The 14,867-nt window shown below is 66.4% G+C and carries 16 protein-coding genes; 3 read left to right on the forward strand and 13 right to left on the reverse strand.

Annotation, left to right across the window (positions count from 1 at the left end; translation table 11 throughout):
- Positions 1–5: 5 nt before the first annotated feature.
- The 11 genes from ABDC78_RS23500 to ABDC78_RS23550 all read right to left on the reverse strand — a co-directional run bounded on the left by ABDC78_RS23500 (position 6) and on the right by ABDC78_RS23550 (position 10,062).
- Positions 6–491, reverse strand: a complete 486-nt coding sequence (locus tag ABDC78_RS23500) for an ATPase (RefSeq protein WP_178360355.1) — start codon at positions 489–491, stop codon at positions 6–8.
- Between the two features lie 13 nt (positions 492–504).
- Positions 505–2,184, reverse strand: a complete 1,680-nt coding sequence (locus ABDC78_RS23505) for a family 16 glycosylhydrolase (protein WP_178360354.1) — start codon at positions 2,182–2,184, stop codon at positions 505–507.
- 85 nt (positions 2,185–2,269) lie between these two features.
- Complete coding sequence (locus tag ABDC78_RS23510) at positions 2,270–2,518, reverse strand: hypothetical protein (RefSeq protein ID WP_347133205.1); 249 nt, start codon at positions 2,516–2,518, stop codon at positions 2,270–2,272.
- Positions 2,519–2,650: 132 nt separating this feature from the next.
- Positions 2,651–2,974, reverse strand: coding sequence for a hypothetical protein (locus ABDC78_RS23515; protein WP_178360352.1), 324 nt, complete (start codon positions 2,972–2,974; stop codon positions 2,651–2,653).
- Positions 2,975–3,144: 170 nt separating this feature from the next.
- A complete protein-coding gene (locus ABDC78_RS23520; RefSeq protein WP_178360484.1) occupies positions 3,145–4,476 on the reverse strand; it encodes an MFS transporter in 1,332 nt (443 codons plus the stop codon).
- A gap of 110 nt (positions 4,477–4,586) precedes the next feature.
- Positions 4,587–4,892: a hypothetical protein gene (locus ABDC78_RS23525; protein ID WP_178360351.1), complete on the reverse strand. Its 306-nt coding sequence runs from the start codon at positions 4,890–4,892 to the stop codon at positions 4,587–4,589.
- Positions 4,893–5,038: 146 nt separating this feature from the next.
- A complete protein-coding gene (locus tag ABDC78_RS23530) occupies positions 5,039–5,812 on the reverse strand; it encodes an amino acid ABC transporter ATP-binding protein (RefSeq protein ID WP_178360350.1) in 774 nt (257 codons plus the stop codon).
- Positions 5,809–7,284 (reverse strand): amino acid ABC transporter substrate-binding protein/permease, encoded by a 1,476-nt coding sequence (locus ABDC78_RS23535; protein ID WP_178360349.1) that lies wholly within the window; start codon positions 7,282–7,284, stop codon positions 5,809–5,811. The genes ABDC78_RS23530 and ABDC78_RS23535 overlap by 4 nt, the downstream gene beginning before the upstream one ends.
- Positions 7,285–7,406: 122 nt before the next feature.
- Positions 7,407–7,757, reverse strand: a complete 351-nt coding sequence (locus ABDC78_RS23540; protein ID WP_178360348.1) for a DUF732 domain-containing protein — start codon at positions 7,755–7,757, stop codon at positions 7,407–7,409.
- A gap of 86 nt (positions 7,758–7,843) precedes the next feature.
- Positions 7,844–8,839 (reverse strand): cobalamin B12-binding domain-containing protein, encoded by a 996-nt coding sequence (locus tag ABDC78_RS23545; protein WP_347133206.1) that lies wholly within the window; start codon positions 8,837–8,839, stop codon positions 7,844–7,846.
- A gap of 5 nt (positions 8,840–8,844) precedes the next feature.
- Entirely contained in the window at positions 8,845–10,062 is a 1,218-nt protein-coding gene (locus ABDC78_RS23550; RefSeq protein ID WP_256736241.1) for a GAF domain-containing SpoIIE family protein phosphatase, read from the reverse strand.
- A gap of 252 nt (positions 10,063–10,314) precedes the next feature.
- Between ABDC78_RS23550 and ABDC78_RS23555 the strand changes: the two genes are divergently transcribed.
- The 3 genes from ABDC78_RS23555 (at position 10,315) to ABDC78_RS23565 (ending at position 12,551) form a co-directional block, all read left to right on the forward strand.
- Positions 10,315–10,671, forward strand: a complete 357-nt coding sequence (locus ABDC78_RS23555; protein WP_178360346.1) for an STAS domain-containing protein — start codon at positions 10,315–10,317, stop codon at positions 10,669–10,671.
- Positions 10,672–10,793: 122 nt separating this feature from the next.
- Positions 10,794–11,030, forward strand: a complete 237-nt coding sequence (locus tag ABDC78_RS23560) for a CsbD family protein (RefSeq protein ID WP_178360345.1) — start codon at positions 10,794–10,796, stop codon at positions 11,028–11,030.
- A 510-nt stretch (positions 11,031–11,540) separates the two neighbouring features.
- The gene (locus ABDC78_RS23565) at positions 11,541–12,551 is read left to right on the forward strand and encodes a hypothetical protein (RefSeq protein ID WP_347133207.1); all 1,011 of its coding nucleotides are present in this window, start codon (positions 11,541–11,543) and stop codon (positions 12,549–12,551) included.
- 13 nt (positions 12,552–12,564) lie between these two features.
- Here the strand turns inward: ABDC78_RS23565 and ABDC78_RS23570 are convergent, their stop codons facing one another.
- Together ABDC78_RS23570 and ABDC78_RS23575 are read right to left on the reverse strand one after the other, a co-directional pair.
- Positions 12,565–13,254 (reverse strand): response regulator, encoded by a 690-nt coding sequence (locus ABDC78_RS23570; RefSeq protein WP_178360343.1) that lies wholly within the window; start codon positions 13,252–13,254, stop codon positions 12,565–12,567.
- Positions 13,251–14,843: a sensor histidine kinase gene (locus ABDC78_RS23575; protein WP_178360342.1), complete on the reverse strand. Its 1,593-nt coding sequence runs from the start codon at positions 14,841–14,843 to the stop codon at positions 13,251–13,253. The genes ABDC78_RS23570 and ABDC78_RS23575 overlap by 4 nt, the downstream gene beginning before the upstream one ends.
- Positions 14,844–14,867 lie beyond the last annotated feature (24 nt).

The raw sequence follows: 14,867 nt of genomic DNA on the forward strand, positions 1-14,867 counted from the left end.
CTCGGTTATGACCGTGTCGTCGTCTCCACACTCGTGGCCAGGGTCGACAGCGACCGCTCGATGAAGTCCGGACCGAACGGTGGCATCCGGGAAAAGCCGTCGCGCACGGTTTGTGGCGTGGCGCTCCAGTCGTAGGTGAGCGTCACGTCGGTGGCCCCGCCGCGGGCGCTCAGGTCATACCGCCACGACCACCCCGCGACTTGGTGACGGCCCTCGTCGTCGAGCCGACCGGGCTTCCATTCGATGGTGCGATCGGGCTCGAAGACCGTGACCAGGTTGGCGATGACGTAGTCCCCACCCATCGGTTCCAGATACATGTTCATCACAAAGATCTGCCCGGCCGCGGTGATCTGCTCGGTGGTCACCGCCCCCCGCACCCAGTCGCCGGGCTCGGTGTCCCGGTGCCGGGCCGGATTCGACAGCACCGCGAAGATCGCAGCCGGTGTCGCCGCCACGGTGCGGGTCGCTATGAAGCGCTCGTCAGCGGACACGGTGGCGGTTTCGTCAGCTGATTTGACCGAGCGTGTACTGACGGGCCCAGGCGACCGACATCTGCGCGCCGCCGCGCAGGTCGGGTGGCCGCTTCTCCGAAGCGTCGAGTTGCAGCGCAAGGTGCATCGGACCCGGCGGGAACCGCGACCGGGTCGTCGACCGGAAGACCGGCACACCGTCGATGTAGATGGTGATGGCGTCCGGGGTCCAGCTGACCGCGTAGTTGTGCCACTGCGTGGCATCGACCTCGGTGGCCGCGGATTCGGTCAGATTCTGGGCCGAGTAGTGCAGGAAGTGACTGACCGTCTGGCGCTCGGAGTCGCCGAGGATCTCCATGAAGTCGATCTCCCCACCGACGGGCCAGTTTTCGGCGTCGGGCCAGAGCAGCGCCACGGCGTGGTAGTCGGCCGCGCCCTCGGGGACCTTCACCCGGACCTCCCACGCGCCGTACATCTGACCGATGTCCCACGCCAGTCCGGCGGTGTTGCCCGCGGCGTCGCCGGTGATGACCATGGCGCCGTCGACAAATGAAATCGCTTCCGGGGTACGGCGTCCCCAGCCGTTGTGGCCGGGGGAGTCGTACACGTACCAGCCGTTGGCGAGGGCCTGCGGATCGGTGAACCGGGTCTCCTGCGGCGTTCCCCACCCGTAGCGGCCGCCCGCGGTCGTCGCCGCACCGACACCGACGGTTGTGGTCGCGGTCGAACCCCACCCGGGGATCAGGAAGCCGAGCAGGCCGTGCACGCGCCAGCCGTTGACCTCGGCGTCGTCGCTGACGGTGACGGTGAACAGATCCGTACCGTCAGAAGTGAATCCGGCCGTTGGGGTGTAGACGAATCGGCCGTTTCCGTCGATCGTGACGGTGCCCCCGCCGGCGGGGCGGCCGGCCGAGTACGTCAGCACATCACCGTCGGCATCGGCGCCGATCACCGATCCGATGATGGTGCCGTCCACCTGGGTGCTCTGGTTGTCCGGGTCGAACGACACGGTCGGTGTCCGGTTGAAGAACGTCCGCTGTATCCAGGTGAAGAAGTCCGGCTTGGGGGCTTCGACGGCCGCGACGGCGGCGCGTGCGCCGGCAGGGGCGATGTCGTCCACCCGCCCCGGTGTGGAAACGGTTGCGGGCGAATCGCTCTGCGGGGGCGTCGCCACGGGAGCCGGAGTGGGCTCAGGGGTGGCCGCGGCCTCGTCGGATACGTCGGTGCCCTGGGATACGTCGGTGCCCTCGGGCGCCGGAGCCTCGGAGGCGGGCGTCTCGGTGGTGGCATCGGTGCCGATGACCTCGGTGGACCCGCCCGTCGAATCGGTTCCGTCGGCGGCGGTTGCGCCATCAGCGTCGTCCGCCGACTCCGGCGCGTGGTCATCGGCGCCAGAGCCGCGAGATTCGCTGTCGTCCTCAGATTCACGAATTCTGCTGGCCGAAGACGATCTCTTGTCGTTGTCGCCTTTGCCAGAATCCGAGTCCGGCGACGAATTCGTCGCGACCGAATCAGTGCTTGCTCGATCGACGTTGCTGCTTGCTGAAGTTTCGCGGGACTGAGTCGAACCGGATTCCGTCCCGGTATCGGCGGACGCCTGCGCGCACGTTCCGGCAATGGTCAAGCAGATCGACAGTGCGGCAATGAAACCCGCGAACCGACCGACACGCGAAATGGCACTGAGCAGAATCGACGCGGCCGTTGTCACCGTCACGCGATGGACACTAATCCGGCAGCGAATACTTTTTGCTGTTTTGCCGATAAGCGTTAGATGTGCTGTCGGCCATCGGGCTAACGAGTCAAATGCGAACGACGCAACGAATGGCGATCTGTTCTGTTTCGCAGTGCCGACAGGTCAGCGGCCGGACCTTCAGGCGGACATTGGCGATGCGAAGCGCTCGCTGGCACATCGGGTACGGGCACCCGCAGGAGAGCGTGACCCACCACTGCGCCGGATGGGCGAGCGGATTGCACAGCTTGTGGCAGGAGCAGAGGATGTCGTGCTCGAAATCCAGTTCGGCCAGCGACGGCTCGAGCAGTGTGGTCACGGCCACCAAGGCTAAAGTCAAGGTCGAGACTTCTGCGGGAGGCGCGCGCAAGAAACGCAACCCGACTGTGTGAACACTTGCCCGGATGCCGGGGACCGGCCAAGGGTTCACACGGCCACAGGTGGTGGCGGGCTACAGGCGGATCCACTGTCCCAGGAACCAGAACCCCCAGCCGTCACCGTTGCCCGCGCGCAAGGGGTGGACCTGCTGGCCGTTGTAGTTGAACGGCAGGCGGTCCTGGCGCGCCTGGTCCATGCCGCGGTTCTGCCAGTTGTTGTTCGGCGCCTGCTGCTGTGGGTTGTTGTTCGGGCCCTGTTGCTGGCAGCCGGCCGTATTGGGCGGACCGCACTGCTGTCCAGGACCGGCGGAGGCGGTGCCGAGGCCCGAACCGAACGGCCCGGCGAGTGCGATCCCCCCGGCAACCAGTGGGACGCCCACCTTCTGGGTCAGCTTCATCGTGTACTCCGTTCCGTGTCGGTGTGGGGTGCTTCACCCGCACGCCAATGACGCTAGGGAACCCGAATGGGCGACCGCTGTGCCGACCCTGGGTGGGGGCTGTGCAGACGGTCACGATGCGAACACCGGTGATGATCCCAAAAGCTATTCGGTCACAATGGGTTTGGCGCTCACCGGGCGGAGCTGACGTGTGCTGCGGCGTCCCCCGGCAGCCGTAGTGTCTCGATGATGGTCACCGCCAGCAGCGCGGCGAGTGCGACGAAGGCCCACGCGTAGGAGGCCAGGACCGTCACCAACAGCGCCGCGACGGCGATGCCGAGACCTGCCGCAACCTCCTGCACCGCGGCGTTCAGGGTGTTCGCGTGAGTCAGTTCGGCGCCGTCGACGTCGGCGAAGGCCAGGCTGTTGTAGGCGGTGAAGCCGATGGAGCGCAGCGCGCCGCTGACGTAGAGCAGGCCCGCGATCACCACGATGGGCATCTCCGCGTGCAGAGTCGCCAGCAGACCCAGCCAACCCACCGAGATCACGGCATTCACCAACAGCACCCGTTTGATGCCGAACTTGCGCATCAACGGGGTGGTGAACGGCTTGATCGTCAGGTTGCCGATGAACAGAGCGGCCACCATCAGTCCCGCGGTGAATGCAGACCAGCCGAACTCGAGCTGGAACAACAGTGGCAGCAGGAACGGCACCGCGGTGATGACCAGTCGGTACAGCGATCCACCCGAGACGGTGATGCGTAGGGTCCGCACCCGCAGCACCGCGAGTTCGACCAGCGGCGAGGCCGTCCGACGCAGGTGCCACACCGCGATGGTCAGGCACACCGCGCCCATCGCGAGGCCGGCCACCACAAGGATCCAGTCCGTTCCGCTGACCCGGATGTGTTCCAGCGCGACGAGCGCAGCGGTGATGCCGGTCCCCACCAGCAGCAGGCCGCGCCAGTCGAAGGGTTTGGTCGCCGGCGCGGGTCCACCACGAATCAGCTTGAAGGCGAACAGCAATCCGATGATGCCGATCGGGATGTTGACGACGAAGATCCAGCGCCACGATCCCAGCGTGGCGATCGCGCCACCGAGGACCGGGGCGACCACCGGCGCGACGAGCGCCGGCCATGTCAGCAGAGCGATGGCGCGGACCAGGTCGGACTTGGCGCTGAAGCGCAGCACCGCCAGCCTGCCGACCGGCACCATCATGGCGCCACCGACGCCCTGCAGCACCCGCATCCCGACCAGCATCGGAAGCGAAACGCTCAGGGCGCATCCCACCGAGGCGAGCGTGAAAAGGGCGATGGCGGCGAGGAACACCGGCCGGATGCCGAACCTGTCGGCCAACCACCCACTGGCGGGAATCAGCACCGCGACGGTCACCAGGTAGGCGGATACCGCGACGTTGATGTCGACGGCAGCCACCCCGAACGACGCGGCGATCGCGGGGATGGCGGGAACGATGATGGTGGCGTCGAGGATCTCCATGAAGAAGGCCCCGGCAACGAGCAATGCCATCCCCCTCGGGAACGAGGGGGATGGCATCGGAGCGGACCCGGGGTCGGACATCGTGCTCAAAGCTAGTGGTTCATGAAGCCGGCGGTTCCCGAAGTCGGCGCCCGCGCCGCTCAGCGCGAGCAGTCGAGCGAGACCGTGACCTTCGGTGTCGGTGCGATCCTGAAAACGTTGATGTCATCATCGTCGTTGATGGGGAACGGCTGGTTGGCGACCGGCTGATTGCGGACCCCGGTGATCGAGCACTCGTCGAGCGGGGCGCTGCCGATCCGGCTGACGCGGACGTCGAACCCCTGGGCCCGAAGCTGGTTGATGGTCGTCGAGGCCCCTCCCGACTGTTCCGGGGCGGCCTGTGCCGGCGCGGCGACGGCCAGCAGTGCCCCGAGCGGCAGAATGCCTGCGGCGATGAACTTCTTCATGGTGTGACTCCCTGCGGTGGTGGGTCACCTGCGTGACCACGGTGAAAACTGACTGACACCATGGTCGCGAGGCAGAGACTGCAACGCTTGGAGCTTGCATGGAGATTCCATGGAGAAACCGGGCGGGTTCAGAGCACTTTTGACGTTCAGAGCACCTTGGAGAGAAAGTCCTGCAGCCGCGGATGCTTGGGGTTGTCGAACAGCTCCGCCGGCGGTGCGTCCTCGACGATCTTGCCTTCGGCCATGAACAGCACCCGTGAGGCGACCTCCCGGGCGAAGCCCATCTCGTGGGTCACCACCACCATGGTCATGCCGCCCCGGGCGAGTGCGCGCAGCACCTCGAGGACGTCGCCGACCATCTCCGGATCGAGCGCGCTGGTGGCCTCGTCGAAGAGCATGATCGACGGGTTCATCGCCAGTGCTCGGGCGATCGCGACCCGCTGCTTCTGGCCTCCGGAGAGCGTGGCGGGCTTGACGTGCGCCTTCTCCGCAAGTCCCACCTGGTCGAGCAGTTCGAGCGCTTTCTTCTCCGCAGCCGACTTGTCCATCTTCTTCGTCAAAAGCGGTGCCAGCGTGACGTTCTCGATCACCGTCATGTGAGGGAAGAGATTGAAGTGCTGGAACACCATGCCGATGTGCTGGCGCACCTTGTCCAGGTCCACCTTCGGGTCGGTGAGGTCGAACTCGTCGACGACCACCTTGCCTCCGGTGATGTCCTCGAGCTTGTTGAGGCAGCGCAGGAACGTCGACTTGCCGGATCCGGATGGGCCGATGACACAGACGACTTCGCCGTGGCTGACCGTGGTGTCGATCCCGTCGAGTACCACCAGGTCGCCGAAGGATTTCTTGAGTCCCTCGATCCGGATCTTGACCGTGCCCGCCGGTTCGGACGCAGCGGCCTCGGGAATGAGTGCGGTCATTTCACGAGCCTCTTCTCGAGTTGGTCCGAAAGTTTCGTCAGCGCCATGATGACGACGAAGTAGATGATGCCGATGATGAGCCACATGTTGAAGGACTGGAAGTTCCCGGCGATGATGATCCGTCCGGTCTGCGTCAATTCGGCGATGCCGATCACCGACAGGATCGAGGTGTCTTTCAGGGTGATGACGAACTGGTTGATGTAGGACGGGATCATCGTGCGGATCGCCTGCGGCAGAATCACTTTGCGCATGGTCGGCAGATACCCGATGCCCAGGCTCCGGGATGCCTCCATCTGCCCCTTGTCGACGGAGAGGATTCCGCCGCGCACGATCTCGGTCATGTACGCGCCGGCGTTGAGCGAGAGCGTGATGATGCCTGCCGTCAACGCCGACATCTGGAAGTTCAGTGCCGTCGGTATGCCGAAGTAGATGAAGAACGCCTGGACCAGAAGCGGTGTGCCACGGAAGATGTCGACATAGGTGGTGCCGATGCCGCGGAGCCAGATCGACCGCGACACCCGCATGAGGCCGAACACGATACCGAGGGCCAGTGCGATGGCGATCGACACCACCGTCAGGATCAGGGTCATCTTCAAGCCGGCCATCAACAGCGGGAAGGTGCTCTTGATCAGGCCGAAGAAGGAATTGTCGGCCTCGGTGGCGCCCGCACCCAGATAGCCGTCGACGATCTCCTGGTAGCGGCCAGACTCGCGGAGGTTGTTCAGGCCCTCGTTGAACTTCCTGAGCAGCTCGGCGTTCTGGCCCTTGTTCACCGCGAACCCGTAGTTGGATCCCTTCTCCTTGGGCGTCACGGTCTTGAAGCCGTTGCCCTGAGCGATGCCGTAGGCCAGGACCGGGTAGTCGTCGAAAATGGCCTGCGAGTTGCCGGTCCGGACCTCGTCGTACATCGACGCCGAATCCGCGAAGGACACCGTGGTGAACCCGTAGCGATCCTTGATGGAGTCGGCGAATGTCGCACCCTCGGTGCCGTTCTTCACCGCGACCCGCTTGCCCCTGAGGTCTTCATAGGACTTGATGTCATTGTTGGTGTCGAGCACCGCCATCTGGACGCCGGACTCGAAATACGGTTCGGAGAAATCGAATACCTGCTTGCGTTCGTCGGTGATCGACATCCCGGCGATGACACCGTCGACCTGGTTTGCCTGCACCGCCTGCAGTGCGGCGTCGAATCCGAGTGGCTTGATGTCGACGGTGAAGCCCTGATCCTCGGCGATCGCCCTGATGAGATCCATGTCGATGCCGACGTATTCGCCCGAACTGTCCTGGAATTCGAACGGTGCGAACGTGATGTCGGTCGCGATCTGATAGGTCTCGTCCTGCGCCGAGGCCACTGCCGGAGAGAGCAGGCCGATGCCGAGCAGGCCCGCCAGAGCAATGAACACCGCCGTGAACACGTGCCGGTGGGTGGCTGCGGTGCTGCCACCTGGGTTGGCCGACAGTTCGGCTCGCATGAGTGCCTCCCGCGTACGTTGCTTCGACATGGCCAACTGGCGAATGACACGCTAACGGCAAGTGACGGCGCCCGCCGGTTATCTGTCAGATGTGCTTCCGGCGCGGGAAGGTGAGCCCGGGATCAGTCGGCGACGATGGCCTGGAAGTCCGGGCAGTAGGCGCCGACGGCGCCCTGCATCAATCGGGTCGCCGAGGGAACATCCAAGCCCTCTCCGAGCAGCGAAGCGACCAGGCTGGTGCGAATCTCGGCGGGATTGATGTTGTTGGCGCTGCCTTCGGCCACGATGTCGCAGACGTTGTTCCCGGCTTCGACTGCTTCATCCGGTGTGGCGAACTGGAGGCCGAGGCTTTCGACGACAGCGAGGAACTGGGCGTCGGCTTCGGTGGCGTGCGCGACCGGCGATCCGAGGGTCAACGCCGTCGCGGTCGCCGAGAACGCGGCAACCGTGAGGGATGCGTACCGACCGAACATGTGACCTCCCAGTGAGTTGCCTGTGCGGATGGTAACCGCCGCGCGCCGTGCGACCCGTGATTTGAACACCGAGTCGGCCGGTGGGCTCAGAGGCTCACGGTGAAGTGGGTGGCGACGATGTCACGAGACAGCGGACGGTCGGCCAGCGCGACGACGGCCTGGGTACGCAGGTCGTCGATCACTGCGGCGCCGATACCTCGAGTGGCCATCAGATCGACTATCCAGAAGGCGGTCTCGGTGACCGGTCGCGAATCACCGGTCAGCAGAACGGCCGACACCGCGTGCAACAGTTGATGCAGCGCATCCTCGGCGACCTGCGGGGCGGCCAGTGGTCCGGATGTCAGCGACCAGCCCGCCCTGAGGGTGGCGACGAGCCCGCGGTGGTCGTGTTCCAGGTCGGCCTGCTCGGCGGCCTGGGCGGCGGGCAGCGGCGGCGCCGGACCGACCACGGCCGGCACCGAGGCGATCGCGGTGACCGCGCCGTGCGCGTCGGCAGCCCAGGCCGTCGCTCCCAGCGCTCTGGCCCGGACGTCGTCGTACCCCAGCGCCGGGCCGCCGGCGACGATCGGCACCCCCGACGCAGTGCTCGCCTCGATGAACCGGCGCGTCGCAGGCAGCGACCCCAGGACCGAGCAGCTCACCGCCACCGCCTCGGGGCCGTGGTCCTGGAGGTACTGGTTGAGTCGCGCCGGCGATGTGGCGGCTCCCAGGAGGATGCTGTCCCAGCCGTCTGCGCGCAGCGCGCAGTTGATGATCATGGCGGGCAACGCATGCCACTCCCGCTCTGCGCACGCCACCAGTACCCGGCCGCGCGTCGGGGGGGTGCGCTGCACGTTCCGGGTGACGGCCTGGGTCGCGGCCACCGCGATGGCGGTGGCCGCGTGCTCCTTGGCGACCGTCCACTCGCCCCGTTGCCACCGGGCGCCCACGGTGCGTTGGGACGCGGCGACGACATCGGTGAGGATGGTGACCGGATCCATGCCGTCGGCGAGCAGACGCTCCATGAGGGCTCTGGCGGCGCCGGCGTCGTCGGCGGCCAATGCCGCCTCGTATGCCCGCGTGGGGCTGAATTCCGGCGCCACCGGATCTAGCGGCCGCAAGTGACCGCCAGCAACGCGATGTCATCGTGGGGTCCGGAGTCGACGTACTCCACGACGGTCTGTTCGATCGCTTCGCAGACGACATCCGGTGAGGCGCCTGCATATTCGGGTAGCAGAGCCATGAGTCGCTCGACGCCGTAGAGACCGTCGGCTCCGCGGGCCTCCTCGACTCCGTCGGTGAACATCAGCATGGTGTCGCCGGGGTGCAGCCGCAGCTCGAGGGTGCGGTAGTGCACGTCGGGAACCAATCCGCTTGCGGTGCCGAAGAGTTCGGGCTGTTCGACCTCGCCGGTGGATCGCAGGATGATCGGCGCCGGGTGGCCGGCGGTCGCGAGCTCGACGTCGGCGTGCGCCGCTGCCACCCGCAGACGTGCGCAGAGCACTGTGACGAACTGATCTGTTTCGGACCCGTGCAGGACGGTGTTGAGTGCGCGAAGCAGCGAGGCGGGGTGGCCGTCGAAATGTGCAGCGGTGCGAATGCTCTGGCGGGTGCGCCCGGTCAACGAGGCCGCCTCGACGCCCTTGCCGCAGACATCACCCAGCGTGAGCAACCAGTCGCTACCCGTCGCGATCACGTCGTAGAAGTCACCGCCGATGTCGAGATGCGCTGCGGCAGGGCGGTATCGAGCCGCGAGCCGGATGTTGTCGATATCGGGCAGCGACGGGGGGCGCAGCGCGCGGGAGAGCACGGCCGCGATCTGCGCGCGCTCCTCGTACAGCCGGGCCGAGTCCAGCGCGACGGCCGCGCGCGGGGCGATGCGTGTGGCGAGTGCGACGTCCTCGGCGTCGAATCCGCCGGTGCGGGACAACAACAGCACCCCGAGCGTGGCTCCGCGGGCGGACAGACCGACTGCCAGGAGTTGTGTCGCACCTGTTGCGATCACCTCCCCACGCAGCTGCGGGTGCGGCAGGATCTGCACCAGGGGACCGTCGTCGGGTGTCGACACCACCGCGGTGAGCTCGGTGCTGCCGGTGCGCAGCAGCCGGTCCAGGCGGGTGCCACTGATCGCGGAGTGCGAGACGACGTCGGTGAAGCTCACCGTGCTGCCGCCGTGGAGGCGCACGCTGCCGGTCCGCTCGTCAGGGAGGACCAACACCGCCCAGTCGGCGAGTTCGGGGCGGAGCAGAGTGAGGAAGCGCAGTGCTGTGCGGCGATGATTGAGCGAGCCGGTGAGTCCGAGTTCCACCTCCTCGGCCAGCTGCATGCGTGTGCGAACTGCGCCTACCTCCGATCCGGCGGACCCGCGCCGCGCGACACCGGGCACCACGGTAATTCCTCGCTCGGACATTCTGCACGTCGCCCGAATCAATGATGCAGATGCGCGTCCGTCACCGATTCCGATAGCCTTCTAGGTGTTGTCCGCCCTCGTGACAACGTGCGTGGGTTCAGACTGCAGCCTCACCGAGTGTTCCGCGACCGTATCGACGGACGCCAATCATGAGATGAGTGCAGGGACGTGCAGCAATTCACTGAAGGTCAGGTCGACGGCGTTGACGTCGTCGCAGCTTCGGGTGCCGTCGACATGCTGACCGCGCCGCGGTTGCAGGAGCTCGCGACCGCAGTGCTCGCACGCGAGCCCGCCTGCCTCGTCATCGATTTGACGCATGTCGATTTTCTCGGGTCGGCGGGCATGCAAGTGCTGATGACCACGCGGAACCGGCTCGGTCCGGGCACCAGGCTCGCTGTCGTCGCCGATGGCCCCGCCACGGCCCGCCCGCTGAAGATCACCGGCATCACCGACCTCATCGAGATCTTCCCGACCCTGGACATCGCTCTGCAGAACTTCGCGGAGGGCTCGGCATCCACCCGGTAGCCGACGGTGATGTTTGAACCCGTTGCGCCACGGGAACTTGAGCTTCGCCAATCGCGGCTCGTGCCGCGAACCGGACCGGAATCTTCCGGCAGCCGGGTGGAATCCGTAGGAAGGCGCGTCTCATGGGTGACAACAATTCGGGTCCCGAGGAAGCCGTCAAGGGCGTCGTCGAGGGTGTGAAGGGCAAGGCCAAGGAGGTCGTCGGCGTCGTCACCGGTCGCGACGATCTGCAGCGCGAGGGCGAGGCCCAGCAGGACAAGGCCGAGGCTCAGCGCGAGGCCGCCAAGAAGGAGGCCGAAGCCGAGAGCGCGCGCGCCGCTGCCAAGGCGAACGAGGAACGGCAGAAGGCCGAGCAGTAGGAGCGAGTCGCCGGGTCACCACTTCAGCGAACTGATCGCAGCAGGGCGCCCCATCCGAACGCTCGTCGCGCAGCCGTGACGTTGTCGCGCCGATTCGGATGGGGCGCTTTGCTGCGTGTCGGGGTGTGATTTGGCGCTCACTTCGAAACCCGATGTTAAGAAAACATTGTTGACGCGTTTTCCTGATTGCCGGCAAGCACGGTTGCCAGGCGATCCTCTTCCCAGCTCCAGGCCAGTTTCGAGATTGCCGACACAAAGTCACAAGCTGATAACGAAGAATTTCCTAAGCGCTACCTGAGAGGGCACGGCAGCGCGGCGGATTTGAGCGCATTGGTCATCTCGGGAAGCGAATTTACGTCGCTACACTCGTTTCGAGTCGCGCTCACACGGGCGCAGGGACACTGAATCTAGGCCCGGCGCAGGACATGCCGGCGGAGGTACCGCGACACGATGGCAAACAATTTGGTGCCCATGGGGCACGCGATGCTGGACGGCAGTACTGCTTCAGGTGTGACTGACGAGGTCCTCGTGGATGGTGACGTCGTCTTCGACCGCCACATCACGGTGGGCCGCGGCCCGATCGGCGATATCGCCGCCGGCGGTGACGGCATCGTTGTCGTCAACTCCGGCGACGACTCACTGTCGCTCATCGACGCCGCCGCATCGGCGGTCGGTGAGGCCATGGCCCTCGTAGGCGAACCGACCGCTGTCGTCGCGTCTGACGACCGCGCGTACGTCACCACCGGTTCGGCGAGTCATGACGCGCTCTCGATCATCGACGTGGACAGCAGGGCTGTGGTCGCGTCCATACCGCTCGCGTACGGAGTGAGTGCACTGGCACTCAGCCCGGACGGCAAGCGGGTTTATGCGGGACACACCTCTCACGACCGCGTCGACGTCACGGTGATCGACACCGTCACCGAGCGTGTCGGCACCATCACGATCGGCTCCGGCCCCGCCGCGAGCCTCGATGCCCTCGCCGTGGATTCGAGCGGCCGACGCCTCTATGTGGCTGTCACCGACGACCGCGGTAGCCAGTTGGTCGTCGTCGACGCCGAAACCTCGCGGGTGCAGAGCGTGGTCACGGTCGGCTCGCCGATCCGCGACATCGCCTGCGCCGGCGGCACGGCCTACGTGTTGACCTCCGATCGGGCGGTCGGTGGTGCGGTGCATGTCATCGAGCTCTCGACGAACAAGGTGACCGACACAGTGCAGGTCGGCGGCGCTCCCACCCAGTTGGTGGTGAGTCCGGACCATGCTCGCGCGTACATCGTCGACTACGACCGCGTGATCGTGCTGTGCACGCTGAGCCTCGAGATCGTCGACTCGTTGTCCGTGGATGCGCGCCCGTCGTGCGTGGCGTTGGGCGCCGACGGAGCACGCCTGTACGTCGCCGACTATTCCGGTGCGATGAGTGTGTACTCGGTGGCGTCGACCATCGAGATGCTCTACACGCAGTTCCTTGCCACCGACCCGATCGCCCTGAGCGTGCCCCGGGCGCTGGAGCCGGTCACGGCGTAACCGCTCGGCACTGTCAGCGCCACTGATACCGGGTCTTGGGTCGACCGGCCTTGCCGTAGTCGGTGTTCCGGCTGACGGTGCCCTCGTCGGCAAGGCGTTCGAGATAGCGCCATGCGGTCACCCGTGACACCCCCACCTTCCGGGCCACCTCATCGGCGGTCGCCCCATCCACGGAATCCCGCACCGTGCGGGCGATCTCGTCATTCGTGCCCGAGGCCGCGCCCTTGGGTGCGGCGGCACGATCTGAGCTGACGCGCAATTCGGCCATCGCCCGATCGACCTCGGCCTGACTGGCGGCATCGGTGCCCGCGGGCAACGCGTCGCGGTAGCGCTGGTAGCGCTCGAGTCGATCCCGGAAGGCGGCGAAGGTGAAAGGCTTGAGGAGGTAGGCCAGCGCACCGTGTCCGACTGCGGCGCGCACCATTTCGAGATCCCGCTCCGAGGTGATCGTGATGATGTCCGGGGTGGGCCGCAACCCGGCCAGCGCCGAGGCCAGCGAGATGCCGCTGGCGTCGGGGAGGCCGATGTCGAGCAGAACGAGGTCGATCGGCGCCGGTGATGCGGCGGCCTCGGATGCCGCCCGCATCGCATCGCGTGCGGTATGAGCGATGCCGGCTACCGAAAAGCCCGGTATGCGACCGAGATAGGTCTGATGGGCCTCAGCGATCAGCGGTTCGTCCTCGACGATCAGTACAGTGATCACGAATTCGCCACCGTCACTGTCACGACCGAACCGTAGGTCACGTCAGCGGTCAGCACGCCGCGGTGGCGCTGGACCACCTGGGCCACCAATGCCAGCCCCAGCCCGTGCTGTTCGGTGTCGGCGCTCGACTTCGTCGAGTACCCGCGCTGCATAGCATTCTGAAAAGTGCTGGTGTCCATGCCTTCTCCGCTGTCGGCCACCCGGATCAACAGTCCGTCGGCATCCTGGGTGACGGTGACCTCCACCCACGGATCCGCGCGGTCGCACGCCTCCATCGCGTTGTCGATCAGGTTGCCGAGCACAGTGACCATCTCCTGACCCGTCAGCAGCAGTTCGTCGGTGTCGGCGGGCAGGTGGGTGTCCTCGGTGACGGTCAACTCGATGCCACGCTCGTCGGCCTGGGCCGACTTCCCCAGCAGCAGCGCGACCAGCGCAGGCTCGCCCACGTCGTGCGACAGCCTGTCGACGAGCTGTTGGGACAGTGCGAGTTCCGCGGTCGCGAACTCGACAGCTTCCTCGGCGCGGCCCATCTCCACCATGGTCACGATGGTGTGCAGCTTGTTCGCGGCCTCGTGCGCCTGCGACCGCAGTGAGTCGGTGAGCACCTTGAGCGAGTTGAGTTCGCCGAGCGCGCCCTGCAATTCGGTCCGGTCCCGGATGGTGACCACCTCCGAACCGGTGGTGTCGGCTCCCCCCGGGTTGTGGACGGGGGAGCGGTTGACCACCAGAACCCGGTCGTCGGTCACGTGGATCTCGTCACGGGCGCCGGGATTGTAGGTGCGCAGGAACTCCGGTAGTTCCGACTGTTCGACCTCACCCGGGGGCAGCGCCAGCAGGCGCCGTGCTTCGTCGTTGACCAGAGCGATGCCGCTGCGATCGAGCACGACCAGACCCTCGGACACCGAGTGCAGGATGGCGTCGTGGTGTTCGTACATCACCCGCAGTTCGTCGGGGCGCAACCCGTGGGTCTGCCTCAGCAGCCGGCGCCTGATCGCCCACACCCCGACCAACGAAACCGCCAGAGCGCCAAGGCCTACCGCCGCGATCACCGGCCACTGTGCGCGCCATCGGTCGGCCAGGCTGCGCTGCAGGATCCCCGCCGACACCACCCCGACGATGTCGCCCGCGGAGTTGCGCACCGGGGCCACCGCGCGGATCGAGGAACCCAGCGTGCCGGTGTACACCTCGGTGAACGTCTCACCGCGCAGCGCAGGCTCGATGGTGCCGAGATAGTCGCCGCCGATCTGTGTCGGGTCGGTGTGGGTGAACCGGGTCCGATCCGGCGCCATGATCGTGATGAACGCGATGTCGGTGTGTGCCCGTACCGCCTCGGTGACCGGTTGCAGGATCTCGGTGGCACGGCCGGTCTCGATGGCCTCTGCCGTGGACGGCGAATCGGCCAGGGCGGAGGCGATTCCCAACACCTGCCCCTCGGCTGCCACGTCGCCGTCCTGACGCGCGTCGATCAGGGCGAGTGCGCTTCCGGCGGCCACGATCAGTGCGATCACCAGGATCTGCAGCGCGATCGCCTGGCCGGCCAGCGACCGCGGCCACGCCGGGCGGCGCAGCGGCGATCGAGTCTGTCGCATTCTTCTCCGGCCTCCGTGGATGAA

This window comes from Mycobacterium sp. DL (genome assembly GCF_039729195.1).
In the GTDB taxonomy this organism is placed as follows: Bacteria; Actinomycetota; Actinomycetes; order Mycobacteriales; family Mycobacteriaceae; genus Mycobacterium; species Mycobacterium hippocampi_A.